Genomic DNA, 22,854 nt, shown 5'->3' with positions numbered 1-22,854 from the left:
CACACAAGGACGTGAGGACATGAGAGCAGCGACAGCACGAGCGTGCGCAGGGGCCGCGGGCCTCGCGCTGGCCCTGGGCGCGATCCCCGCCGCGGCCCAGGCCGGCGAGGCCACCGCGCCGTCGGACGGCTTCGCGCGCTGCGACATCGGTGACACGAGGATCACCGACGTCATGGCCGCGGAGAACTGGGCCCCGCTGACACCGGAGAAGTGGGAGTTCCCCGGCGACGAGGTCATCCTCGCCGAGGCCGGCGTGAACCCGGGAGGCTACCGGCGCCCGTTCGAGTACGCGATCCTGACCGAGGGCCGCGAGCTCGGGAACGTCCAGATCGAGGCCGAGGTGCGCCTCGACACCCCTGCCACGATCTCCAACCGCGACGTCATCATCGTGTTCGGCTACCAGTCGGACACGGAGTTCTACTACGCCCACCTCTCCCAGGACAACACCATCTACGCCCACAACGGGATCTTCCGGGTGGACAACGCCGACCGGTTCCGCATCGAGCACCAGTGGGACGGCACCACCGGGGCGCCGCCCGCGGTGACCGACGAGGACTGGCACGACGTCAAGGTCACCCACTGCGCGGACACGGGCGAGATCGCCGTCTACGTCGACGGGGCGGACACGCCGCTGATGACGGCCGTCGACACCACGTTCTCGTCGGGCCGCGTGGGATTCGGCTCGTTCGACAACGTCGGCCGCATCCGCGATCTCGTCGTCACCGGCACGGCGACCGGGCCGTGCGTCACGGACCCCTCGTCGACGGTCGTCCTCGGGGACGTCGACAGCGGCGTGGCCAACGTGCCGGCCGACGACCTGGGCTGCACGATCGACGACCTCATCCTCGACGAGCAGCAGTGGGACGACCACGGCGAGTTCGTCGAGCACGTGACCGCGGTGACCACGGAGCTGAGGGTCGCGGGTGTCATCACGGGTCAGGAACGGGGAGCTCTGACGGCGGCAGCCGCCCGGTCCTCCGTGGGGAAGGCGTGACCTCGAACCGCTGAGCGTCCGGCGGCGCGCTCCCGGGCAGCCACCAGGCCGCCCGGGAGCGCTTCGCAATGGCGTGCTTCCAGCGGACGTCACGTGCGAACGACCAGCACACCGCGCCGAGCGTGACGAGGAGGGTCACCGTCGGCCAGGCCGCCGCGGGCCCCGTGAGGTTCGGCGTCAGCAGCGGGGAGAGCAGCGCCACGACGAGCACCGCCACCTCGCAGACGCCGATCACCTTGCGGGCCCGGCTCGGGAACAGTGCCCCACGCAGCCACGCCCACCGCAAGGAGGCCGCGACGTAGACGTACCGCACGAGCCCGAGGGAGACGACCCACCACCCCGCCACGCCGAGCCCCACGACGGCGACGCTGAGGATCAGTGCGAGTGCGGCGTCGACCTCGATGTCGAACCGCGCGCCGAACGCACTGACGAGCCCGCGCCGGCGCGCCACGCGGCCGTCGACGCCGTCGAGCGCCAGGCAGCACAGCGCGGCCACGACCACCGGCACCCGCCAGACCCCGGGGTCGGGGACCGCGAGAAGTCCGGCGAGCCAGGACACGATCACGAGCCTCAGCAGCGTCACGGCGTTGGCCGCGCCGAGCACACGCCGGGGCCAGCGCACTGCGACGGCCGCCGCCCCGACGGCGTAGACCACGACCCCGAACACGGCGGCCTCTCCCCCGGCCACCTGGGCAGCTCCCCCGCCCGCTGTCGGTTCGCGCTCCGCCCACCCGGTGCACACCAGGGCAAGCGGGACGGCAAGGCTCCCGGCGAGCCCGGCCGCGAGCGCCGGCCAGGGCCACGGCCTCGGCGTCCGGTCCATCGGCGCACTCCTGACGTCGAACGGTTCTCACACGATCGACCCCACGTGCCGGGGTCGCAAGAAGATACGTCGGCCCCCGCCTGCGGGATTCCGTCACCGGCCGGGGGCGCCACCTGCGGGCCTCGTAGTCTGGTGTCGTCTCGAGGAGGAGGCGTCATGGACACCCGCGCCGGGGGCCTCGTCGCCCGCAGGCCGGGCGCGGTCGCCGTGGGCGCCGCCGGCCTCGCCGTGCTGCTCGCGGCGTGCACCGGTCCGCCGGGTCGCGACGTCGACCCGTCCCCGCCGCCGGACGGGCCGACCTCGACGGCGCCCCCGACGGCGACGGCTCAGCGACCCACGCTGTCCACGTCGCAGCTCGAGCTCGCCCGGTTCATCGCCGAGTCCGGCGACTTCGTCGCCTCCAACCACCCGGGTCTCCTCGTCGTCACGCGGGACGGCTTCCGGCAGGTGACGGACGACGGCACGGTCGACCGTGCCGGGCTGGTCCCGCCGTTGCCCGAGGACCACGAGTGGAGGTGCCTGACCGAGGACGGCGCGGGCACGGCCGTCTGTCTCGGCCTCGGTGACGCGGTCCGGTTCGAGCCGTCACCGGGTCCCGGGTGCGGCGCCGTGCAGCTGGAGCGGCACCGCGTCGGCCACTCGGTCGTCACCCACCGGACGTACGGGCCCGACGGGCGCCTGACGCAGCAGATCACCCACGAGACGTACGACGAGCACTACACCGTCCCGGGCTCCGACCTCAGCACCCGCGGCGGCACCGACGTCTACGTCGTCGACGACCTCGCTCCGGACGCCGCGACCGTCCGCACCCGGCGGATCGTCGGCACCGAGTCCTACCAGTACTCCCTCCCGGGTGAGCTGATCTGGGTCGACCACGGCGAGCTGCGCGTCGAGAACCCCGACGGTGACGCGGCAACGACCGTCGTGTCCGGCCGCTGGGACCGCGTGCAGGACCCGGCCGGCGCCCGCGAGCGGCTGTGCGCGGTGTTCGAGTGACGGCGTCACTCCGGGCGCGACGCCGAGGGCGACCGGACGAGGGACCGGCCGCGGGCCGCGTGGACGTAGCGCTCGTGGTCGGCGAAGACCTCGTCGTTCGACGACAGCGTCGCGCCGGGCACCGTGGGTGAGACGAAGGTCGGGACCGTGATGCCACGCTCGGCGAGCACGGTCGCAGTCCGGACGATGATCTCGTGGCTGACGACGGCCGCCACCACCGTCGAGGAGCCGCCGACCGGGCGGTCCCAGCCCGGCACGGGGACGACGGCGTCCTCCACCGGCACCCCGGTGTCGATCATGACGTCGGCGACGTCCGCGAGCCGGTTCCCGCTCGAGTGCGGGGTGGGCCGGGCGAGGCTCGCGCCCGACGTCACCGCCACCACGAACAGGCCACGCTCCCGGGCGTACAGGGCCGCGTCGATGCCGGCGGCGTTCAGCCCGCTGTGCGAGTACACGACCAGCACGTCGCCCGCGTCCAACGGCTCGTGCGCGAGGAACTTGTCGATGTAGCCCTCGGTGCGCTCCAGCCAGAGCAGCTCACGGACGCCGCCGGGGCCGAGCACGTTGTGCCACATCAGCCGCGGGTCGTTGAGCGGGTACAGGCCCACGAAGCTGCCGTAGCGCGGGAACGCCTCGAGGGTCGGGATGACCGAGTGGCCGCTGCCGAACAGGTGGATCAGGCCCCGGTGCTCCAGCGTGTCCGCACACCGGTGCGCGACCGTGTCCAGCGCCTCGTCCTGCGTGGCGGCCAGGTTCTCGAGCAGCTCGATCAGCCGCGCGGTGTAGGCGGACCTGTTCGACATGGTGGTTCCTCTCGGTTGCGCTACCTCGTGTTGCGCAGGGACAGCCGGATCTCGTACCGGTCCCCCCGCAGGTAGCTGGTGGTGTGCTCGAAGGCCTCGCGGCCGTCGTAGGTCACGCGCGTGGCGTGAAATCCGTGGGTGCCGCGGCCGACCTCGAGCAGCGGGGCGATCTCTCGCGGCATCCCGGTCACCCGGAACACCTCGGTGGCCTCGACCGGTGCGGTCCCGTACCGGGTGCGGAGCACCTCGTACAGCGACACGTCGTCGCCGAGGTGGGCCGCCAGCCCCGGGAAGCGCTCGGCGACCAGGAGGCTGCTCTGGACGCCGATCGGCAGCCCGTCCCCCAGCCGCACCCGGCGAAGCCGGATCAGGGTCGTGCCCGGCTCGCGGCCGAGGGCGGTCGCCACCTCCGCGGTGGCCGGGACCTCTCCGACGTCGAGCACGCGGGAGCCCGGACGCATCCCCCTCTCGCTCAGCTCTGCGGAGAACGACGAGACCGAGCGCGCCCCTGCCGTGAGCCGCGCGTCGCGGACGAAGGTGCCACGGCCGCGCCCCCGGCTGAGCAGCCCTCGCCTCGCCAGCCGGCCGAGCGCCTGGCGCACGGTCACGCGGCTGACGCCGTAGGCCTCGCAGAGCTGGGACTCCGTCGGGATCTGGGCGCCGGCGGGCCACTCCCCCGCCTCGACCCGCCGGAGCAGGACCTCCTCCAGCTGCGCGTACAGCGGCACCGCCGAGGCCGGGTCGAGGGCTGTCGCGCCCGGCACGGAGGTGGCGGGCCCGTGCACGGAGATGGCCGGCCCCGGGGTGGCCGGTCCCGGGGTGGTGCCCTGCACGCGGGCCGTCACCGGAGCACCTCCGGCTCGGTGGCGGCGCGCAGCGCCCCGACGACGCCGGCACCCGGGCCGAGCGCCGCGCGCACCACCGGCACGTCCCGTCCCGCGGGCGAGGCGTACGCGGCATGGGCACGCAGCGTCGGCCCCCGCAGCAGGTCGAGAGCGTCGCTGAGCCCCCCGGCGACGACGATCACCTCAGGGTCGAACAGGCTCGCGAGCGCCGCCGTCCCCCGGCCCAGCAGGGTGCCGAACCTCTGGATCACCGCGGTGGCGGCGTCGTCCCCCCGACGGGCCGCGGCCACGAGGCCCTCCGCACCGCCCCAGGGTCGCCCGGCTGCCTCGAGCGCGGCACCGGAGGCGTTCTGCTCCCAGCCGCCGTGCTGGTGGTCGGCGGCCGTCTCGCCGACGGGCAGCCACCCGAACGACCCCGCGCAGCCGCGGTGGCCCCGGACGATCCGCCCGTCCAGCAGCACGGCGCCGCCGATCCCGGTCCCCAGGGCCACGAGCACCGCCGCCGTCCGGCCCCGCAGCACCCCCTCGCTGCGTTCCGCCAGGAGGGTCGCCTGCGCGTCGTTGAGCAGGGTGCAGGTGGTGCCGAGCCGCTCCCCCACCGCGGCCGCGAGCGGGGCGCCGTCGAGGAAGGGCAGGTTGGGCACCCACCGCGGGACGCTGGCCGTGGTCCAGCCGGGCAGTCCCACCGCGACGGAGCGCACCGGCGCCCCGCCGGCGGCCTCGAGCCCGAGCTCGGTGATCGCGTCGACCAGCGCGTCGGTGCTGCGGGGCACGGGAATGTCATGCACACCGCCGCGGGCGCCGTCACCGCGCGCGGCGAGCACCCGCAGGTGGGTGCCGCCGACGTCGACCCCCAGGGTCACGCCGTCGCGGACAGAGCCGTCGCGGACAGAGCCGCCGCGAACGGACCCGCCCGGGACAGACGCCTGGGGACCGGGCGCCGTCCCTCCGGGGCGGCGCATCACTTCACCCCCGTGCGCGCGATGCCCTGCACGAACACCCGCTGGGCGAGGAGGAAGATCAGCAGGGTCGGCAGGCTCGCGACGAGCGCCCCCGCCATCACGACGTTCTGGTAGCCCACCCCCATCGTGTAGGACAGCAGACGCGAGAGCGTCAGCACCACGGGGTACTTCGCCTCGGACTGCAGGATCGAGAGCGGCCAGAGGAAGTTGTTCCAGTAGTAGACGATCGTGAAGACCAGGAGGGTGATGGTCGCCGGACGGAGCAGCGGCGCCACCACCTGCACGAGGATGCGCAGCTCGCTGGCGCCGTCGATGCGGGCCGCGTCGATGAGCTCGTCCGGGACGTCCGCGATGAACTGCCGCATGAGGAAGATGCCGAACGCGTTGACCAGCCAGGGCAGCATCACCCCGAGGTAGGAGTCCGACAGCCCGAGGCTGGAGACGACGTGGTAGAGCGGGACGAGCGTCACGATGGGCGGCAGGAACATCGTGGCGACGACGCCCCAGAAGATCGCGTCCCGGCCGGGGAAGCGGTACTTGGCGAAGACGTACCCCGCCATCGTCGAGGTCACGAGCACCGCGAGGCTGCTCACCCCGGCGATGAAGATGCTGTTGAGGATCGACCTGCCGAACGGGACGTCCTGGAACACCCGGGCGTAGGCCTCCAGCGTGGGAGCCTCCGGGAACCAGGTGGGCGGGATGCTGGCGAACTCCTGCGGCGTCTTCAGCGTCGAGATGATCAGCCAGTACAGCGGTGCGAACTGGATGACGGCGACGGCCACCAGGACGGCGTAGAGCGCGAGGCGGCGCCACCGCGACCGGCGAGGACGACGTCTGTCGGGGGCGTTTCGGTCCGTCCCGACGACTGGTGCGACGTCGTCCACCGGCGGCGGCACGCTCACGGGCGGCGGGAGGCTCACGACCGCCTCCGTCCTGCGCCCACGAGGATGCCTGCGACGGCGGCCAGCAGGACCAGGAGGCTGAACGCCATGGCGCTGGCCTCGCCCGCGAGGCCGAACTGGAACGCCGTGCGCTGGATGTCGAAGGACAGCACGTTCGTGGAGTCGACGGGGCCGCCCTGCGTGAGCAGGTAGACCGGGTCGAAGACCTGGATGGAGTTGATGACGGTCATCAGCAGCACGAAGACGAGGGTGTTGCGCAGGAGCGGCACGGTGATGCTCACGGTCTGCCGCACGGGACCGGCGCCGTCGAGGCGCGCCGCCTCGTAGATCTCCTCGGGGATCTGGGTCAGCCCGGCCACCAGCAGGACCACGTAGTACCCGAGCATCTGCCAGACGTTGAAGACGACGAGGGAGAGCAGGGCGGTGTCGGGGTTGCTGAGCCAGCCGGGCGAGGAGATGCCGGCGAGGGCGAGCACGTTGTCGATCGGCCCGTGGCCCGGCGCGTACAGGTTCGACCAGATGATGACGATCGCAACGGTCGGCACGACGTAGGTGGAGAACAGCAGCACCCGGACCAGGCCGCGCCCGTGCAGGCCGGGGAAGTAGAGCAGCAGGGCGAGCAGGAAGGCCAGCGGGATGGTGACCGCCGCGCTCAGGCCCACGTAGACGACCGTGTTGGTCAGCGCCGCCAGGTGGGAGGCGCTCGACAGCACGGACCGGTAGTTCTCCGTCCCCACGAACTCCATGTCCGTCAGCGGGGTGAACATCGACCAGCGGTGCAGACTGATCCAGAACGTCAGCACCATCGGGACGACGACGAAGGCACAGATGAGGAGCAGGGCGGGGCTGAGGAACCCGACCGCGGCCAGCCGGTACTTCTTCGTCCCCGCCTGCTTCGACGTCGGCGCGCCGCCGCCCCGGGCGGGGCGGGTGCCTCGCCCGGGTGCGTCGAGCGTCGTCGTCACGGCGGTGGTCCCGGCCGTGCCGCTACTTGCCGAGGGCGGCGTCGACCTCTGAGGCGGCCGCCTCCATGGCCTGCTGCGGGTCCTCGCGCCCGAAGATCAGGCTCTCGACGTGCTTCTGCACCGCCTGGCTCGCCGCGTCCCCGCCGACGACGGTGGGGAACGGGGTGGCGTCCGGCAGGCCGTCGACGTAGGTCTTGAGGAACGGGTCGGAGAGCGCGTCCTTGTGCGCGTCGATGTCGGAGGTGCGGGACGGCAGGATGCCCATGCCGACGAGGATGTCGCCCATCGCGGAGGAGCCGTTCTCGCCGGAGTCCGGGCCGTTGAGCCAGCTGAGGAACTTCCACGAGGCTTCCTGGGCCTTCTCGTCGGCGTTGCCGTTGACCATGGTGAGCCAGGAGTACGAGATCGACGACGATCTGTCACCGTCGGGGCCGACCGGGATGGGCGCCGTCGCGACGTCGGCGTAGGCGTCGCCCATGGTCTCCTTCAGGGAGCCCTGCCACCAGTTCGCCATGATGATCATCGCCGTCCTGCCGCCGGCGAAGTTGTCGAGGTAGGGGCCCGTGGTGTTGGCGTTGGCCGCACTCGCCTCGGGGTCGATCGAGCCGTCGTCCAGCATCTGCTTGTACAGCTCCGCGACGGCGACCACGCGGTCGTCCGTCAGCGCCGCCTTCCCCTGGTCGTCCAGCAGGTGGCCGCCGTTGGAGGCGGCGAGCGAGAGGAACGGGTGGACGGCACCCGAGGCCCAGTTGGTGATCACGCCGAACCCGTGCCGGCCCGCCGCCTCGTCGGTCAGCTTCTGCGCGTACGACCGCAGCTCCTCGAAAGTGGTGGGCGGGCCGTCGAGACCGGCCTCCTTCAGCAGGCGGGTGTTGTAGTTGAGGGCGTAGAGGTCGATCTCGTTCGGGAAGCCGTACACCTGGTCCTCGGCGCTGGAGGCCGAGACCACGTTCTGCGCCCAGGCGCCCTGGACGTCGTCGGCGACGTCCTTCGGTGCCGGGGCGGCGACGCCGTCACGGACCAGCTCGGGCAGCCAGGCGTCGTAGATGCTCGCCATGGTGGGACCGTTGGGCGAGCCGCCCTGGGTCCGCAGCGTGCTGAGCAGGTTGGCGAACGGGACGGCCTGCACCGTCACGGTGATGCCCGGCTCCTCCTGGGAGAACTTCTTCGCCGCGTCCTCGAGCTGCGACACCTGCTCCGGGCCCCAGTGGGTGAGGAAGGTGATCTTCTGCGGCTCGCCGCCCCCTCCGGCGCTCGCGCTCCCGGTGGGGGACGACTGCCCCCCGCCCGAGGAGCACGCCGCGAGCGTGAGCGCGAGAGCGGCCGCGACCGCGGCGAACGTGCCTCTCCTGGACCGGTTCCGGTTGACGTCCATCAGCGTCTCCTTCGACGGCGTCGCGGCATCGGCGTCGTTGCCTCCTGCACCGCGGCATTGGTCTTAATGTTGTGACAAAGTCCGGGGTTCGCGCGGCGTTTTCGCACCTGTTCCTGCGGCCGGGCACCCGCGTAGCATCGAGGGATCTCGACGAGGAGCCGCCGTGGCCGTCTCCGGAACCACCCCGCCCTGCAGGCCGCTGCCGCCGAGCCCTGCGAGAGCGGTCTGACCGATGCGCTCCCCGGCGGCGATCATCCGGATCTACCTGGTGCTGCAGCTCGGCAACACCCTGGCGGCGTCGCTGATCTGGGGCATCAACACGATCTTCCTGCTCGACGCCGGGCTGACCAACCTCGAGGCGTTCTCCGCCAACGCGTTCTTCACCCTCGGCATGGTGCTCTTCGAGGTGCCGACCGGGGTGGTGGCCGACACGATCGGCCGCCGCGCCTCGTACCTGCTCGGCACCGTGACGCTGAGCCTGACCACGCTCGTCTACGTCCTGCTGTGGTACCGGCACGGCCCGTTCTGGCAGTGGGCGATCGCCTCGGTGCTCATCGGGCTGGGCTTCACCTTCTTCTCCGGCGCCGTCGAGGCGTGGCTGGTCGACGCGCTCGGGGCGGCCGGCTACACCGGCGAGATGGAGCCCGTCTTCGGGCGGGGCCAGGTGGTCTCCGGCGCCGCCATGCTGGTGGGGTCCCTGGCCGGTGGGTACATCGCGTCCCGGACCAACCTCGGCGTCCCGTTCCTGGTCCGCGGGGCGATCCTCCTGGCCATGTTCGGCATCGCCCTGTGGCTCATGCGCGACCTCGGCTTCACCCCCCGCAAGGTCCGGCACCCGTGGCGGGAGATGACGCGCGTGCTGCGCGAGTCCGTCGACCACGGGTGGCGCAGGCCCGCGGTGAAGTGGCTCATGGTCGAGGCGTTCTTCACCGGCGGCGTAGGGTTCTACGTCTTCTACGCCCTCCAGCCCTACCTGCTGCAGCTGTACGGCAACCCGAAGGCGTACCAGATCGCCGGCCTCGTGGCCGCCATCGTCGCCGGCGCCCAGATCCTCGGCGGGCTCGCCGCCCCGTGGATCCGCCGGCTCTTCCGCCGTCGCACCTCGGCCCTGATCGCGACGACGGTGGGCAGCGCGGTCGCCCTGGTGGCGATCGGCGGGATCAGCAGCTTCCTCGCCGCCGTCGCCCTCATCGTCGTCTGGGCCCTGCTGTACGCCGCCGAGCTGCCGATCCGCCAGTCCTACCTCAACGGCCTCATCCCCTCGCAGCAGCGCGCGACGATCCTGTCCTTCGACTCCCTCGTCGGCTCCGCGGGCGGGGTGTGGTCGCAGCCCCTGCTCGGCCGGTCCGCCGACGCGTGGGGCTACGGCGGCTCGTTCGTGCTGAGCGGCGGCATCACCGTGCTGGCGCTGCCCTTCCTGGCGCTCTCGCGCCGCCAGCACGCCCCCGCCGACGTCCGGGTCAGCCCTACGGGTCCCGAGCCGCCGGCGCAGCCGCCGGGGACCGGCGCCGACCGCCCGTCGGCCGACGCCGCCACGTGAGAAGCCTCGGCGGTCCGCCGGCCCGGGCGGCCACCTGAGGTTCGCCGGCCTCCTGCCGTCAGGTGCTCAACCCGCCCCCGCCCGGCCCGCCGCCGGAGGACGATGGGACCACGGGGCACAGGGACGTACCACGGGAGCGCGCCATGAACGAGCAGCAGCTGACCAAGGTCCGCGACGGCGTCGGCTTCGTCGCGGCGCTCGACCAGAGCGGCGGCAGCACGCCGAAGACGCTCCGGCGGTACGGCATCGCGGAGGACGCCTACGCCGACGAGAACGAGATGTTCGACCTCGTCCACGAGATGCGCACGAGGATCATCACCTCCCCCGTCTTCGGCGGGGACCGGATCATCGGCACGATCCTGTTCGAGAACACCATGGACCGGGAGATCCTCGGCCGCCCGTCTGCGGACTACCTCTGGAACGTCAAGCACGTCGTCCCGTTCCTCAAGGTCGACAAGGGCCTGCAGAAGGAGGCCGACGGCGCCCGCCTGATGAAGCGCATCCCGTACCTCGACGGCCTGCTCGAGCGTGCGCTGGCCCAGGGAGTCTTCGCCACCAAGATGCGCTCGACCATCACCCTGCCCGGCCCCGGTCTGGCGGACGTCGTCACCCAGCAGCTCGACGTCGCCGAGCACATCCTCACCACCGGTCTGGTGCCCATCGTGGAGCCGGAGATCGACATCGGCAGCCCGCGCAAGGCCGAGGCGGAGGACCAGCTCCTCGAGGCGCTGACCGAGCGGCTCGACCGTCTCCCGCCCGAGCACCTCGTGATGCTCAAGCTGACGCCGCCGGAGACGGACAACCTCTACGCCCCGCTGGTCGCGCACCCGAACGTGCTTCGGGTGCTGTTCCTCTCCGGCGGCTACAGCCGCGAGGAGGCCAACGCGCGCCTGGCGCGCAACCACGGCGCGATCGCCAGCTTCTCGCGGGCGCTGACGGAAGGCCTCTCCGTCTCGCAGTCCCCGGAGGATTTCGACCGGGTGCTCGACCAGTCCATCGCGAGCATCGCCGCGGCGTCGGCCACCTGAGCCCGCCGTCCCGGAGCGCCGGCCGCCTCGTTCCCTACCGGTCCGGGCGAGCGCGGGCAAGGGACCGTAGCCTCCCGCGCCGCAGCGCCACGCGACTACGATCGGGCGCACAGCCCTGATCCGGGTGCGAGCTCGCTGGAGAGTGGTCATGGACGACGTCGTCACCTCAGCCATCCGCAACGTCGCCCTGGTCGGCCATGCCGCGGGCGGCAAGACCTCCCTCGCCGAGGCGCTGCTCCACCGGTCCGGCGCCACCCAGCGCCTCGGCCGGGTCGACGAGGGCACCTCCGTGCTGGACACGGACCCCGAGGAGGTCCGCCGACGGCAGACGCTCACGCTCGCCGTCGCCACGGTGCCCTGGACCACGGCCTCGGGGCAGACCTGCAAGCTCAATCTGCTCGACACCCCGGGCCACGACGAGTTCGGCCTGGTGGTCGACGCGGCCCTGTCGGTGGCGGACCTGGCGGTCGTCGTCGTCAGCGCGGTCGAGGGCGTCCAGCCGGGGGACGAGCGGGTCTGGGCGAGGTGCCGCGAGCTCGGCATCCCGCGGTTCATCTTCGTCACGAAGGAGGACAAGCCGAGCGCCGACTTCGAGAGCGTGCTGGCCGACCTGCGCGGACGGCTCGGCGACAGACTCTTCCCGCTCGAGCTGCCGATCGGCGAGAGGACCAAGTTCACCGGGGTCGCCGACGTGCTCTTCGACGTCGCCCACCTCTACGACGACGACGGGCGGGAGACCACCGGGCCCGTGCCGCCGGAGCTGGCCGACCTCGAGCGCAGCCGGCACACCGAGCTGGTCGAGGAGGTCGTCAGCGGCGACGACGACCAGCTCGAGCACTACCTCGCCGGGGAGGAGCCGCCGCCCGCCGAGCTGGAGCGGACGCTGCGGCGCGCCGTGGCGGAGAGCGCCATCTTCCCGGTCCTGGTCGGCTCGGGCGCCACGGGCGCCGCCGTCGACCGGCTCGGCGACTTCATCTGCGAGATCGGTCCCTCCCCCGACACCCGCCCCGCCACGGTCCTCGTCGACGGCGAACCGGTCGCGGTCCCGGCCGACCCGGACGGGGAGCCGCTCGTCCACGTCTTCCGCACCCTCGCGGACCAGTTCGTCGGGCAGGTCTCCCTTCTCAAGGTGCTCTCCGGGACCGTGCGGGAGGACGACCGCCTCGTCAACACCTCCACCGGCGCCGAGGAGCGGCTGCACGGCCTGTTCGGCCTGCGCGGCAAGACCCACCTCGAGGTGAGGCGGGTCGTCGCGGGCGACCTGGCCGCCGTCGCCAAGCTCACCGACTCCCCCACCCGGACCCTCCTGGCGCGGCCCGGCCGGCCGGTCAGGCTGCCCCAGCTGCCCGTCCCGCCCGGCGGCTACACCCAGGCGGTCAGGCCGCTCACCCAGTCCGACGACGACAAGCTCACCGACGCGCTGCGGCGTCTGTGCGCCGAGGACCCGGCGCTGACCGTCGTGCAGGACGACGAGTCCGGGCAGACGCTCGTCACCGCCGTCGGCGACACCCACCTCGCCGTCGCGCTCGAACGGCTCGAGCGGAAGTTCGGCGTCCGCGTCTCCACGGAGGAGGTCCGGCTGCCCTACCGCGAGACCGTCGCGGGCGAGGCCGAGGTGGAGGGGAAGGTGAAGAAGCAGTCGGGCGGGCACGGCCAGTTCGCCGTCGTCCGGCTCGTCGTCCGCCCCGCACCGCGGGGTGCGGGGCTGACGTTCGTCGACTCGATCGTCGGCGGGGCCATCCCGCGCCAGTACCTGCCGGCGGTGGAGAAGGGCGTCCAGGACGCGCTGCTGGCCGGGGGCCCGAACGGGCACCGCATCACCGACCTGCACGTGGAGTGCGTCGACGGGAAGTACCACTCGGTGGACTCCTCCGACATGGCGTTCCGCACGGCCGCCGCGCAGGCCGTCGCCGCCGCGCTGCAGCAGGCGGGCAGCGTGGTGCTCGAGCCGGTCTCCGCGGTGACCGTGACCGTGCCTGTCGAGGCGCAGGGCGACGTCCTGGGCGACCTCTCCGCCCGGCGCGGCCGCGTCGTCGACACCGGGACCGCGGACGACGGCTCGGGGATCATCGAGGCGCACGTGCCGACGGCGGAGCTGCGGCACTACACGGTGGACCTCCGGGCGATCACCGGGGGCCGCGGCACCGTGCGGGCGTCGCACGACCACTACGACCCCGTGCCCGAGCACCTCGTGGCCGCCACGCGCACCACGGTCCCCGCCGGAAGGTAGCGGCTTCCGGGCCCTGCGCCCGGCGGCGCGTCAGGAGAGCCCGTAGTGCGCGGCCACCCTGGCGCGGAAGTCCTCGTCGTCGAGCCGGACGCTGGTCCGGCGCCGGGGCGAGCTCTCGATCTGCTCCCGGGTGGCACCGACGTGGACGCGCCGGTGCTCGGGGTCCACCCGCTCGACCAGTCCGGCGGGCAGGAGCACCATGTGGCCGAGCAGGACCGGCCCCGTGGCGACGACGATCGCGCCCTCGCCCGCGTCGAGCGAGGCGTCGTCGACCTTGCCGACCTCCCCGTCCCGCGCCTCGACGGTCCAGCTGACGAGGCCCTCGATGTCGTGCGGCCCGTCGCGGAACGTCCAGGCCCCCGACGTCTGGCGCATGTCGCTCTCCACCGCTCCCTCTCCCTGCTCAGCCCTGCTCCGACCGCTCCCACCGTCGTCCGAGATGTCGGCGGGCGCAACAGGTGTGACCCCCGAGACGTCCCCCGGGCACACCCGGCCGACCGTGGCCCGGACGGCGCCTCCGCCAGTCCTTGAGTCCCGTGGGCTAAACTTTCGGACAGATCCCTTCCCGACGCCGCGGCGGCACGGACGTCCAGCCTGCCTGTCCGCCACCGCGGCCCCGCGGCGGGCCTGAGGCCCGGCGGACGTGTGCACCGGAGGTGGTTGATGACGCAGGCGTGGAACTTTGCCGGCTCGCCGGACGGCCTCGCGGCGGGCGCGGTGACCCTGATCGAGGGGTCGTCCTTCTGCATCTCCGACGCCGTCGGAGACATCTCGCCCGGCGGCGTGCACGGGCTCTTCGTCCGCGACACCCGTGTGCTCTCCCGGTGGGAGCTGCGCGTGGACGGCGAACCCGTCGAGCCGCTGACCGTGCTCGCCGACGAGACCTACCGGGCCACGTACGTCGGACGCGGCCGGCCGCGCGCCGGCCTGGCCGACTCGACCATCCTGGTGGAGCGCCACCGCTTCGTCTCCACCGGCATGCGCGAGGACCTCGTGGTGCGCAACCTCGGCCGCGAGACGGCGGCGTTCCTCCTGACGCTGCACGTGGGCTCCGACTTCGGCGACCTGTTCGAGGTCAAGCAGGGGCAGGTCACCAGCCGCGGCGACCACTCCATCCGCTACGACGACCACGAGCTGCGGCTGGGCCGGCGCTGGCAGGACCACACCCGGGAGGTCGTCGTCTCCGCCCCCGACGCCAGGATCTCCGCGGACACGCTGAGCTTCCGGGTGGTGGTCCCGCCACGCGGCACCTGGCGCACCTCCGTGCGCCTCACCCCGGTGGACGACGGCGAGGCCCTGCCGCAGGCGTTCCCCGAGGACCAGCCCGTCGAGCGCACGGCCCCGCAGGTCCGGCGCACCGCGTGGCGCGACGAGACACCCAGCCTCTCGCTGCCGGACCCGGTGCTGGCGCACACGCTGCGCACGAGCAGCCGCGACCTGGAGTCCCTGCGCATCGACGACCCCGCCCACCCGGACTCCGTGGCGGTGGCCGCGGGCGCGCCGTGGTTCATGGCCCTCTTCGGCCGCGACTCGATCCTCACGGCGTTGATGACGCTGGCCATCAACCCCTCGCTCGCCCTCGGCACGGCGGAGGCGCTGGCCCGTCACCAGGGCAGCGCCGTCGACCCGGTGACCGAGGAGCAGCCCGGCCGCATCCCCCACGAGCTGCGCTTCGGCGTCGACGCGGAGGACGCCCTCGGCGGCAACGTCTACTACGGCACGGCCGACGCCACCCCCCTCTTCGTCATGCTGGTCGGCGAGCTGGTCCGCTGGGGCGCCGACCCCTCACGCGTCCGGGCCCTGCTGCCGCACGTCGACCGCGCGCTGGAGTGGGTCGAGAGGTACGGCGACGGCGACGGCGACGGGTTCGTGGAGTACCGCCGCACCACCGACCGCGGCCTGGTCAACCAGGGCTGGAAGGACTCGTTCGACGGTGTCACCGACGCCGACGGCCGCATCCCCGAGGGGCCGATCGCCCTCGTCGAGGTGCAGGCCTACGTCTACGGCGCCTACCTGGCCCGAGCCCTGCTCGCCGAGGCGCTCGAGGACGACGAGCCGGCCGCCGCCCGGTGGCGCGCCCGCGCGGAGCGGTTCCGGCAGAGCTTCGACGAGACCTTCTGGCTGCCGGGGCGCGGGTGGTACGCCCTCGCGCTCGACGGCGAGAAGCGGCCGGTCGACTCCCTCGCCTCGAACATGGGCCACGCCCTGTGGACCGGCGTCGTCCCGCCGCACCGCGCCCGCCAGGTGGCCGACCACCTCCTCTCCCCCGACCTGTTCAGCGGCTGGGGGGTGCGCACCCTCGCGAGGTCGATGGGCGCGTACAACCCGATGAGCTACCACAACGGCTCCGTCTGGCCGCACGACAACGCCATCATCGCGGCCGGCCTGCGCCGTTACGGCTTCGTCGACCACGCCACGCAGGTGACCCGGGCCGTCCTCGACGCCGCCGCCGTCCTGGGCGGGCGCCTGCCCGAGCTGATGTGCGGGTTCGACCGCTCGGAGTACGGCCGCCCCGTGCCCTACCCGGCAGCCTGCTCCCCGCAGGCCTGGGCGTCGGCCGCCCCTGTCGAGCTGCTGCGCGTGCTCCTCGGGGCTGAGCCGTGCCTGCCCCACCACCACGTCGGCCTCGCGCCGACCCTGCCCGCGGAGCTGCAGCCCCTGAGCCTGCGCGGGCTCCCGTTCGCCGGCGGGGAGATCGACGTCGAGGTGCACGACGGCGTCGCCACCGTGAGTCCCCTTCCCGACGACGTGACGCTCAGCACCGGCACCTGCCCGCACTGCTACGCCGGGCTGGTCGACGACGACCCGCCCGCCGCAGCAGTCGCCGGCCCCGCCACCGAGACGACCCGACCCGCCAACGAGGCGGCCGGACCGGCCTGACGCCGGACTCCACGCCCTCTGCGGCCGGGCGTCCGGGGGCGACACCGTCGCCGAGCTTCGTCCCGGAGCCTCCGGTCGGTCCGCCCCCGGGCCGTCCTCGGCCCGGGCCGGGCACGGAGCGGCGACGCGGCGTCACCGCCAGGTGACGCCGCCCCCGACGGCACGTCCGCCGTCGTCCCGACGCAGCTGCGTCCTCGGCGCACCTCCGTCCATGACGTACCTGCGTCCCGACGCACCCGCGTCCCCACACACCTGCGTACCCGACGCGGCTGCCGCACTCCCGCGCGCCGCCCTACCGAAAGGAGCCCTCGTGCCCCAGTCCCCCCTTCGCATCGCCATGGTCGTCCCGCCGTTCTACGAGCTGCCCCCGCGCGGCTACGGCGGCATCGAGGTGGTGGTGGCCAAGCTCATCGACGCCCTGGTCGACCGCGGTCACGAGGTCACCATGATCGGCGCCGGCCGCAACGGCACCAAGGCCCGCTTCCGGCGGACCTACTCCGAGCCGCAGGCGGAGCGCCTGGGAGAGCCGCTGCCCGAGGCCGTCCACGCGGCGGCCGCGGCGGAGATCCTCGACCACCTGCACGTCGACGTGGTGCACGACCACACGCTGCTCGGACCGCTGCAGGCACGCGGCCGCGCGACGCCGACCGTGGCGACCGTCCACGGCCCGGTCATCGGCGAGCCCGGCACCTACTACCGCCGCCTCGGCGACACGGCCCACCTGGTCGCCATCTCGGAGGCGCAGCGCGGCTTCGCCCCGGATCTCGCCTGGGCGGGGACCGTGCACAACGCCGTCGACCCGGCGGACCTCGACTTCCGCGCGCAGAAGGAGGACTGGGTGCTGTTCCTCGGCCGGTGCACGCCCGACAAGGGCATGCACCTGGCGATCGACGCGGCCCGCGAGGCCGGACGCGGGATCAAGCTGGCGGCCAAGTGCAGCGAACCGTCGGAGAAGGCCTACTTCGAGCAGGAGATCCGGCCGCGTCTTGGCGCCGGCGTGGAGTGGCTGGGCGAGATCGGCGGGCAGGACAAGCGTGACGCCCTGGCCGCGGCACGCTGCCTCCTCTTCCCGCTGCAGTGGGAAGAGCCGTTCGGGATGGTGATGGTCGAGGCTCTGGCGTCCGGGACCCCGGTGGTCACGATGCCGCGGGGTGCGGCTCCGGAGATCGTGACCGACGGCGTCACGGGCCTCATCCGCGACCGGCTGGAGGACCTGCCCGCCGCGCTCGACGCCGTCGGCGACATCGACCCGTTCCGGTGCCGGCAGGAGGTGGTGGACCGCTTCACGCCGCAGGTGATGGCGGCACGCTACGAGGAGGTCTACCGCGACGTCACGGGCCGCACGGCGACCCACCGCGCTCCCGGCGCCCGCACCCGCACTCCGGTCGCCGCGGGCATGCGTCCGGTGACGGCGACGGACAAGACGATGGCCGCCGCGGCGCGCCAGAGCGCCGTCGAGCACGCCCGGGGCAGCGCTCGGCCGGTCCGGCTCACCCTCGAGCAGCAGGCCTGAGGCTCGCCAAGCAGCAGACCTGAGGCGCGGCGCGGGGTGGCCCGGCGGCTCGCCGGACCACCCCGCGCGGCTCGCGCGGCCGTCGTGGACGGTGCGGGCGTCAGCCGGTCAGACCCGCCCGCGCGACCACCACCGCGAGGCCGGTGGCTCGTACCTCTGCTGCTCGCCCTGCTGGGCCCCGAGCACGACGAGGGTCCCGGTGAGCACGGGGATCGCCCACTGCAGCGCCTTCAGCTGGGTCTGCGCCGCGCTCAGCTTCTTCGACGAGGTCGGCTGCGGCTCGGTGGCACCCTCCCCGCCCTCGCCCTCCTTGGCGAGCTTGCCGACCTTGGCCCCGAGCACTCCGCTGTAGGCGGTCACCCCGGCGGCGACAACCGTCAGGGCCGCTTTCACCATCGTGTTGACCTGCGCGCCCGGCTGGACCGCCAGCCTGCTCTTGTTCGCGGCGATGAGTCCGAGGCTGCCGACGACGTGGGCGCCGATCGCAGCAGCGTTGACAGGCGCCCACATGCCCCAGCCCTTCGAGGCGAGGGTGAGACGTTCCGTGGGGTCGGTCGCGTGGGACGCGGCACCGTTGAGGCCCACGGCTCCCATGAGCGAGCCGCCGAACCAGGCGGCGAGCCCGAGGTCGTGCATGCTTCGAACCACGGTGTTGCTGTTCTCCACAACTCTCTCCTTCGTCGTAGGAACGCCCCCGGGTTCAGGGGCGCCTTTCGGTGAGCACCGGTTCGGCGACCACCACGATGTTGTCGGTGTAGCGACCGGCATCGGCGTCGAACGTGCCTCCGCAGGTGATGAGCACGAGGCGGTGGCTCCCGTCTGTGGCGAACAGAGCGGGGTCCAGGCTCTGCCGGGGCGAGAGACGTCGCGCGACGACGCGGTACTCGTGGACGCGGCCGCGCAGGTCCTCGACGCGCACGACGTCGTTCTCCTCCACGCTCAGCAGGGCGCTCATCGCGCCGCTGCGTCGCAGGCCGTCCATGTGCCCGGCAAGCACCACCGTGCCCCGCGACTCGCCGGGCAGGGCGCCGCCGGCCCACCAGCCGACCCGCGCAGGGTCCTCCGGAAGCTGGAGGTCACCCGACGGGAGCACCCCGACGGGGACCACCTCGGCGTCCACGCCGACGGACGGGAACTCGAGCCTGCCGGGCGGGACCGGAGAGAGTGGAGCCACGGCGACGGCCGCCGGCACCTCGCCCGCCCGGTACTCGGCGTCGCCGACCAGGACCGCCGGACCGGCCGGCGAGGTCGGGGTCGCGACCTCGAACGGCCGCGCCCCCACCACCTGGGGCCGGACGAGGAGCAGCGTGCCGACGAGCACGAGGACTGCGCCCACCACTCCCAGGACCAGGCTCCAGCCTCGCCCCGACGAGACCGTCCGGCTGCCGCTCACCTCCGGCTCAGGCGCGCGCCCGGGCGGGCCTGCGCGCCGCCAGCAGCAGCGATCCGGCCAGCGCCGCGAGTCCCACCGTGATCAGGACCCCGGCGAGCGGACCGGGCGACTCGGCGATGCCACCGGGAACAGCGCCGGGGACGCCGTGCGCACCGGACAGCTGCATCAGATGGTCCAGGTGTCCCTGGACCACGGGTGTCGCCGCACGGGCCAGGCCGACGACCGTCGCGTCCTCGCCCTGGGCGATCTCCTGCTCGGTCGCTGCGATGGTCATCCGGTGACCCTCGACCTGGGAGGCGATCCATGCGGTGTCGAAGGCCTCCCCCTGCTTGGCCTTCACCTCCGCCAGCGCGGCCTGCTGCTCCGGCGACGGCGCGTCGGGCAGCTGCACGCCGAGCTGCTGCGCCGCCGCGGTCAGGTCGGCGTCCAGCTTCTGGTGGTCGGCGATGAGCATGGCACCCATCTGCCGGACGTCCTCGCTCGCCGCCTGTTCCTGGGCGGCCGTGCCCGCGGCGATCTCCGCGAGGTTGCTCTGGTGGGCAGCGACCATCCAGGTGGTGTCCTGCTCGGACGGTGCGGCCGAGGCCGGGGAGGCCGCCAGGAGGACGGCGGCGATCAGTGTTCCTGCGCCGGTTGCGGCGCGGCCAAGAAGAGACATCTCGGTTCCCCACATCGTCGTCGGGTGCGTGGCGGTCGCCGCGCGTCCGTCCACGCTAGGCAGCGGCTCCCACCGGCCGCGCGTCGACCGCAACCTCGGGTCCGGGCGCTGCCCCGGGCCCAGGAGTGCCGAGGCGCTCCACCCGCGATGGAATGGAGGCATGGTTTCCCCCGACACTCGCACCGGCGTCGTCGTCATCACGCACAACCGCCGCACGGAGCTCGACCGCACCCTCCACCGCCTCCGCCAGCTGCCCGAGGCCCCACGCGTGGTCGTCGTCGACAACGGCTCCGCAGACGGCACCGCCGAGACCGTCCGCCGCGACCACCCGTGGGTGGAGCTGGTCGCCAGCCGCACCAACCTCGGCGCCCTCGGCCGCAACGTGGGCGTCGCGCGGCTGGACACGCCGTACGTCGCGTTCTGCGACGACGACACCTGGTGGGAACCGGGCAGCCTCGCCCGCGCCGCCGACGTGCTGGACGCCCACCCGGACGTCGCGGTGCTCACCGCCCGGATCGTCGTCGAGCCGGGCGGGCGTGAGGACCCCATCGTCGCGGAGCTGCGCGACTCGCCCGTGCAGGGGCGGCCCGGGCTGCCCGGTCCGGCGCTCGGCAGCTTCCTCGCGGGGGCGTCCGTCCTGCGCCGCGACGCGTTCCAGGCAGTGGGCGGCTTCCACCCGCGGCTCTGGCTCGGCGGCGAGGAGGAGCTGCTGGCGGCCGATCTCGCCGCCGCCGGGTGGGAGCTGTGCTACCTCGAGGACCTGACGGTCCACCACGCCGCCTCCAGGGTCCGGGACTCCGCGAAACGCCTACGTGACGGCGTACGCAACACGCTGTGGTTCACCTGGCTCCGGCGCCCGCTGCCGGCTGCGCTGCGCCGGACCGCCGTCGTCCTGCGGCAGCTCCGCATCAGCCGGGCGACGGCCGCGGGCGTCCTGGCGGCCGCACGCGGGCTGCCGTGGGTCCTGCGGGAAAGACGGGTGCTGCCCGCCCACGCCGAGGCGCGCTTCCGGGCGCTGGAGACCGACCAGCGCCGGTCCACCGCGCGCCGGTACGAGTAGCGGGCCACCGCGGCGCGGGCGATCCCGGGCGCGATCCTCAGAACAGGGCCAGCTGCGCGGGCTCGAGCGCCGCGGGCGGAGCCGCCGTCGGCACCGGCTCCGGCGACCGGGCCCAGCGTCGAGGCGGCCGTCGGTCGAACCCGTGCCGACGGCGGACCCGCCCGGTGCGTTCGCCGAGCCACTTGCGGTAGTCGGCCGGCGCGTAGGAGCCACCCGCGTAGAGGCGCCGGTACCGCGGCAGGAGGGCGGGGTGCTCACGGCCCAGCCAGGCGAGGAACCACTCGCGCGCGCCGGGGCGGAGGTGGAGCGCACCCGCGGTGACGTCGGAGGCTCCGGCGTCGGCGAGAGCCGCGTAGAGGGAGTCCAGCTGCTCCTCCGAGTCGGTCAGCCACGGCAGGATCGGCATGGCGAGGACGGAGCACTCCAGCCCGGCGTCGGTGATGGCGCGGACGAGGTCCAGACGCGCCCGGGGCGTCGGGGTACCCGGCTCGAGGCGCTGCTGCAGCTCGGGGTCGACCAGCGCGAGCGAGACCGCGACGGACACGTCCACCGTGCGGGCGGCCTCGACGAGGAGCGGCAGGTCCCGCCTCAGCAGCGGCCCCTTGGTGAGGATGGAGAACGGCGTGCCGGACTCGGCCAGCGCCGCGATGATGCCGGGCATCAGCCGGTAGCGGCCCTCGGCCCGCATGTACGGGTCGGAGTTGGTGCCGAGCGCGACGTGCTCGTGCTTCCAGGACGCGCGGGCCAGCTCCTTGCGCAGCACCTCGGCGATGTTCGTCTTGACGACGATCTGGGTGTCGAAGTCCTTGCCCGGGTCCAGGTCGAGATACTCGTGGGTGCGTCGGGCGAAGCAGTAGGTGCAGCGGTGCAGGCACCCGCGGGTGGGGTTGATCGTCCAGGCGAACGGCATGGAGGAGGCGGCCGGCACGCGGTTCAGCGCACTGCGGCACAGCACCTCGTGGAACGTGACCCCGGCGAAGTCCGGCGTCCGGACGGTACGGACCAGGCCCGCCAGCGGCAGGAGCGCCGCCGGGTCGGTGCCACCGAGCTCGCGGGCCTCCCAACGCATGCGCTCATTCGAACAGACTTACGAACGATTGTCCAGCATGTCCGTGGCCCGGGCGGGGACCGGCGGGAGAGCTGGGGAGAGGGAGGTGACCGGGGGTGGTCGGCTAGGCCGTCGCGCGGTCGCGCTCGACGAGCTCGGCCACGAAGTCCAGCTCGTCGACCAGCGCGCCGGGGGTCCGGCGCAGCGCCACCCGGGCGCTGACGTACTCGTCCCACTGGGCGGCGGTGAGCTCTCGGAAGAAGAAGGCGCCGGCGACCAGCCGGTCGACGTCGACCGGCGCGGTGCTGTCCCCGAGACTCGTCTCGGCGTCGGAGACAGGTGTTTCGTTGTTCTTCACGCCCCGAAGGCTAGGTGGGGCCGGCAGTTGTCGCGACCCGGGTCCACGGCGCGGTCCCGGACGGCGGCCCTACGCATCGGACGACGCTGACTTCGACGTCCCGTCGTCGGCGTGGCGCCGGACCCCCCGGCGGGCCCGGCGCACATCATTTCCCATGGACGCGCCGACGCCCGAGCAGCAGCGCAACCCTGCCCGCCCGGCCAACCACGGCCCGGTGTTCGCGGCCATCGCCGTCGTGACGAGCGTGCTGTCGTTCGTCTTCGTCGTGGCCGGGACCCGGGCCGACCAGCCCGGCTCCGGCGCGGACGTCCCCGGGCCGGTCTGGTACCTGGCGGCGGCACTGACGGTCGCGGCGGGGGTCGTCGCGTCCTGGTGGCTCCTCTTTCCCGGCGGCTGGTGGGTGCGCCCCGCCAAGGTCATCGCCGCCCTTGCCGTGCTCGCCCTGATCGCGGGCATCCTCCTGTGACGAGCGGCGAGGGGT

Annotated in this window: 22 protein-coding genes; 9 read left to right on the top strand and 13 right to left on the bottom strand. The window is 73.5% G+C overall.

Annotation, left to right across the window (positions count from 1 at the left end; translation table 11 throughout):
- Positions 1 to 19: 19 nt before the first annotated feature.
- Positions 20 to 994: a hypothetical protein gene (locus tag ATJ97_RS20140; RefSeq protein ID WP_211287282.1), complete on the top strand. Its 975-nt coding sequence runs from the start codon at positions 20 to 22 to the stop codon at positions 992 to 994.
- Here ATJ97_RS20140 and ATJ97_RS18185 read toward each other — a convergent pair.
- The gene (locus tag ATJ97_RS18185) at positions 930 to 1,817 is read right to left on the bottom strand and encodes a CDP-alcohol phosphatidyltransferase family protein (RefSeq protein ID WP_098484956.1); all 888 of its coding nucleotides are present in this window, start codon (positions 1,815 to 1,817) and stop codon (positions 930 to 932) included. The two genes, ATJ97_RS20140 and ATJ97_RS18185, sit on opposite strands and share 65 nt — an antisense overlap.
- Positions 1,818 to 1,973: 156 nt before the next feature.
- Between ATJ97_RS18185 and ATJ97_RS18180 the strand changes: the two genes are divergently transcribed.
- Positions 1,974 to 2,813: a hypothetical protein gene (locus tag ATJ97_RS18180; protein ID WP_098484955.1), complete on the top strand. Its 840-nt coding sequence runs from the start codon at positions 1,974 to 1,976 to the stop codon at positions 2,811 to 2,813.
- A gap of 5 nt (positions 2,814 to 2,818) precedes the next feature.
- Here the strand turns inward: ATJ97_RS18180 and ATJ97_RS18175 are convergent, their stop codons facing one another.
- The 6 genes from ATJ97_RS18175 to ATJ97_RS18150 all read right to left on the bottom strand — a co-directional run bounded on the left by ATJ97_RS18175 (position 2,819) and on the right by ATJ97_RS18150 (position 8,665).
- Positions 2,819 to 3,616 carry a sugar isomerase domain-containing protein gene (locus ATJ97_RS18175; RefSeq protein ID WP_098484954.1) on the bottom strand — a complete coding sequence of 266 codons (798 nt, stop codon included), beginning with the start codon at positions 3,614 to 3,616 and terminating at the stop codon, positions 2,819 to 2,821.
- A gap of 20 nt (positions 3,617 to 3,636) precedes the next feature.
- Positions 3,637 to 4,461 carry a GntR family transcriptional regulator gene (locus ATJ97_RS18170; RefSeq protein WP_211287281.1) on the bottom strand — a complete coding sequence of 275 codons (825 nt, stop codon included), beginning with the start codon at positions 4,459 to 4,461 and terminating at the stop codon, positions 3,637 to 3,639.
- Positions 4,458 to 5,324, bottom strand: coding sequence for an ROK family protein (locus ATJ97_RS18165; RefSeq protein WP_170037570.1), 867 nt, complete (start codon positions 5,322 to 5,324; stop codon positions 4,458 to 4,460). Before ATJ97_RS18165 ends, ATJ97_RS18170 begins: the two co-directional genes overlap by 4 nt.
- Before the next feature lie 98 nt (positions 5,325 to 5,422).
- Positions 5,423 to 6,343 carry a carbohydrate ABC transporter permease gene (locus tag ATJ97_RS18160; protein WP_211287280.1) on the bottom strand — a complete coding sequence of 307 codons (921 nt, stop codon included), beginning with the start codon at positions 6,341 to 6,343 and terminating at the stop codon, positions 5,423 to 5,425.
- The gene (locus ATJ97_RS18155; RefSeq protein ID WP_098484952.1) at positions 6,340 to 7,290 is read right to left on the bottom strand and encodes a carbohydrate ABC transporter permease; all 951 of its coding nucleotides are present in this window, start codon (positions 7,288 to 7,290) and stop codon (positions 6,340 to 6,342) included. The genes ATJ97_RS18160 and ATJ97_RS18155 overlap by 4 nt, the downstream gene beginning before the upstream one ends.
- A gap of 22 nt (positions 7,291 to 7,312) precedes the next feature.
- Entirely contained in the window at positions 7,313 to 8,665 is a 1,353-nt protein-coding gene (locus ATJ97_RS18150; protein WP_098484951.1) for an extracellular solute-binding protein, read from the bottom strand.
- 232 nt (positions 8,666 to 8,897) lie between these two features.
- On the opposite strand from ATJ97_RS18150, the gene ATJ97_RS18145 reads away from it, so the two are divergent.
- The 3 genes from ATJ97_RS18145 to ATJ97_RS18135 all read left to right on the top strand — a co-directional run bounded on the left by ATJ97_RS18145 (position 8,898) and on the right by ATJ97_RS18135 (position 13,463).
- Positions 8,898 to 10,205, top strand: coding sequence for an MFS transporter (locus ATJ97_RS18145; protein ID WP_098484950.1), 1,308 nt, complete (start codon positions 8,898 to 8,900; stop codon positions 10,203 to 10,205).
- Positions 10,206 to 10,348: 143 nt separating this feature from the next.
- A complete protein-coding gene (locus tag ATJ97_RS18140) occupies positions 10,349 to 11,233 on the top strand; it encodes a fructose bisphosphate aldolase (RefSeq protein WP_098484949.1) in 885 nt (294 codons plus the stop codon).
- 148 nt (positions 11,234 to 11,381) lie between these two features.
- Positions 11,382 to 13,463 carry an elongation factor G gene (locus ATJ97_RS18135; protein ID WP_098484948.1) on the top strand — a complete coding sequence of 694 codons (2,082 nt, stop codon included), beginning with the start codon at positions 11,382 to 11,384 and terminating at the stop codon, positions 13,461 to 13,463.
- A gap of 30 nt (positions 13,464 to 13,493) precedes the next feature.
- Here ATJ97_RS18135 and ATJ97_RS18130 read toward each other — a convergent pair whose 3' ends face one another.
- Positions 13,494 to 13,838 (bottom strand): PRC-barrel domain-containing protein, encoded by a 345-nt coding sequence (locus ATJ97_RS18130; protein ID WP_143427074.1) that lies wholly within the window; start codon positions 13,836 to 13,838, stop codon positions 13,494 to 13,496.
- 288 nt (positions 13,839 to 14,126) lie between these two features.
- Here ATJ97_RS18130 and ATJ97_RS18125 point away from each other — a divergent pair, with 288 nt between their 5' ends.
- Positions 14,127 to 16,343: an amylo-alpha-1,6-glucosidase gene (locus ATJ97_RS18125; RefSeq protein ID WP_098484946.1), complete on the top strand. Its 2,217-nt coding sequence runs from the start codon at positions 14,127 to 14,129 to the stop codon at positions 16,341 to 16,343.
- A gap of 310 nt (positions 16,344 to 16,653) precedes the next feature.
- Positions 16,654 to 17,856 (top strand): glycosyltransferase family 4 protein, encoded by a 1,203-nt coding sequence (locus tag ATJ97_RS18120; protein ID WP_211287279.1) that lies wholly within the window; start codon positions 16,654 to 16,656, stop codon positions 17,854 to 17,856.
- A gap of 108 nt (positions 17,857 to 17,964) precedes the next feature.
- Here ATJ97_RS18120 and ATJ97_RS18115 read toward each other — a convergent pair whose 3' ends face one another.
- From ATJ97_RS18115 to ATJ97_RS18105, 3 genes are read right to left on the bottom strand one after another with little or no spacing between them, the layout of a single operon-like run.
- Positions 17,965 to 18,522, bottom strand: coding sequence for a hypothetical protein (locus ATJ97_RS18115; RefSeq protein ID WP_098484944.1), 558 nt, complete (start codon positions 18,520 to 18,522; stop codon positions 17,965 to 17,967).
- 34 nt (positions 18,523 to 18,556) lie between these two features.
- Positions 18,557 to 19,249, bottom strand: a complete 693-nt coding sequence (locus tag ATJ97_RS18110) for a class F sortase (RefSeq protein WP_098484943.1) — start codon at positions 19,247 to 19,249, stop codon at positions 18,557 to 18,559.
- Positions 19,250 to 19,256: 7 nt separating this feature from the next.
- Complete coding sequence (locus ATJ97_RS18105; RefSeq protein ID WP_170037567.1) at positions 19,257 to 19,907, bottom strand: DUF4142 domain-containing protein; 651 nt, start codon at positions 19,905 to 19,907, stop codon at positions 19,257 to 19,259.
- A gap of 160 nt (positions 19,908 to 20,067) precedes the next feature.
- Between ATJ97_RS18105 and ATJ97_RS18100 the strand changes: the two genes are divergently transcribed.
- The gene (locus ATJ97_RS18100) at positions 20,068 to 20,967 is read left to right on the top strand and encodes a glycosyltransferase family 2 protein (protein WP_098484941.1); all 900 of its coding nucleotides are present in this window, start codon (positions 20,068 to 20,070) and stop codon (positions 20,965 to 20,967) included.
- A gap of 37 nt (positions 20,968 to 21,004) precedes the next feature.
- Here ATJ97_RS18100 and ATJ97_RS18095 read toward each other — a convergent pair whose 3' ends face one another.
- Both ATJ97_RS18095 and ATJ97_RS18090 read right to left on the bottom strand, forming a co-directional pair.
- A complete protein-coding gene (locus tag ATJ97_RS18095; RefSeq protein ID WP_098484940.1) occupies positions 21,005 to 22,036 on the bottom strand; it encodes an Rv2578c family radical SAM protein in 1,032 nt (343 codons plus the stop codon).
- 103 nt (positions 22,037 to 22,139) lie between these two features.
- Positions 22,140 to 22,373 carry a hypothetical protein gene (locus tag ATJ97_RS18090; protein WP_098484939.1) on the bottom strand — a complete coding sequence of 78 codons (234 nt, stop codon included), beginning with the start codon at positions 22,371 to 22,373 and terminating at the stop codon, positions 22,140 to 22,142.
- A gap of 154 nt (positions 22,374 to 22,527) precedes the next feature.
- On the opposite strand from ATJ97_RS18090, the gene ATJ97_RS18085 reads away from it, so the two are divergent.
- Positions 22,528 to 22,839, top strand: a complete 312-nt coding sequence (locus ATJ97_RS18085; protein WP_098484938.1) for a hypothetical protein — start codon at positions 22,528 to 22,530, stop codon at positions 22,837 to 22,839.
- Positions 22,840 to 22,854: the final 15 nt, after the last annotated feature.

It is taken from the genome of Georgenia soli, assembly GCF_002563695.1.
GTDB lineage: Bacteria > Actinomycetota > Actinomycetes > Actinomycetales > Actinomycetaceae > Georgenia > Georgenia soli.
The sequence above is the reverse complement of the archived record's forward strand: the minus strand, read 5'-3'. Positions and strand labels throughout refer to the sequence as shown.

Bases quoted from the DNA above. Each gene is read 5' to 3' on its own strand.
- ATJ97_RS18150 (WP_098484951.1), bottom strand. From the start codon at position 8,665: ATGGACGTCAACCGGAACCGGTCCAGGAGAGGCACGTTCGCCGCGGTC.
- ATJ97_RS18105 (WP_170037567.1), bottom strand. From the start codon at position 19,907: ATGTCTCTTCTTGGCCGCGCCGCAACCGGCGCAGGAACACTGATCGCC.
- ATJ97_RS20140 (WP_211287282.1), top strand. From the start codon at position 20: ATGAGAGCAGCGACAGCACGAGCGTGCGCAGGGGCCGCGGGCCTCGCG.
- ATJ97_RS18145 (WP_098484950.1), top strand. From the start codon at position 8,898: ATGCGCTCCCCGGCGGCGATCATCCGGATCTACCTGGTGCTGCAGCTC.
- ATJ97_RS18135 (WP_098484948.1), top strand. From the start codon at position 11,382: ATGGACGACGTCGTCACCTCAGCCATCCGCAACGTCGCCCTGGTCGGC.
- ATJ97_RS18100 (WP_098484941.1), top strand. From the start codon at position 20,068: ATGGTTTCCCCCGACACTCGCACCGGCGTCGTCGTCATCACGCACAAC.
- ATJ97_RS18185 (WP_098484956.1), bottom strand. From the start codon at position 1,817: ATGGACCGGACGCCGAGGCCGTGGCCCTGGCCGGCGCTCGCGGCCGGG.
- ATJ97_RS18125 (WP_098484946.1), top strand. From the start codon at position 14,127: ATGACGCAGGCGTGGAACTTTGCCGGCTCGCCGGACGGCCTCGCGGCG.
- ATJ97_RS18095 (WP_098484940.1), bottom strand. From the start codon at position 22,036: ATGCGTTGGGAGGCCCGCGAGCTCGGTGGCACCGACCCGGCGGCGCTC.
- ATJ97_RS18140 (WP_098484949.1), top strand. From the start codon at position 10,349: ATGAACGAGCAGCAGCTGACCAAGGTCCGCGACGGCGTCGGCTTCGTC.
- ATJ97_RS18085 (WP_098484938.1), top strand. From the start codon at position 22,528: ATGGACGCGCCGACGCCCGAGCAGCAGCGCAACCCTGCCCGCCCGGCC.
- ATJ97_RS18130 (WP_143427074.1), bottom strand. From the start codon at position 13,838: ATGCGCCAGACGTCGGGGGCCTGGACGTTCCGCGACGGGCCGCACGAC.
- ATJ97_RS18175 (WP_098484954.1), bottom strand. From the start codon at position 3,616: ATGTCGAACAGGTCCGCCTACACCGCGCGGCTGATCGAGCTGCTCGAG.
- ATJ97_RS18180 (WP_098484955.1), top strand. From the start codon at position 1,974: ATGGACACCCGCGCCGGGGGCCTCGTCGCCCGCAGGCCGGGCGCGGTC.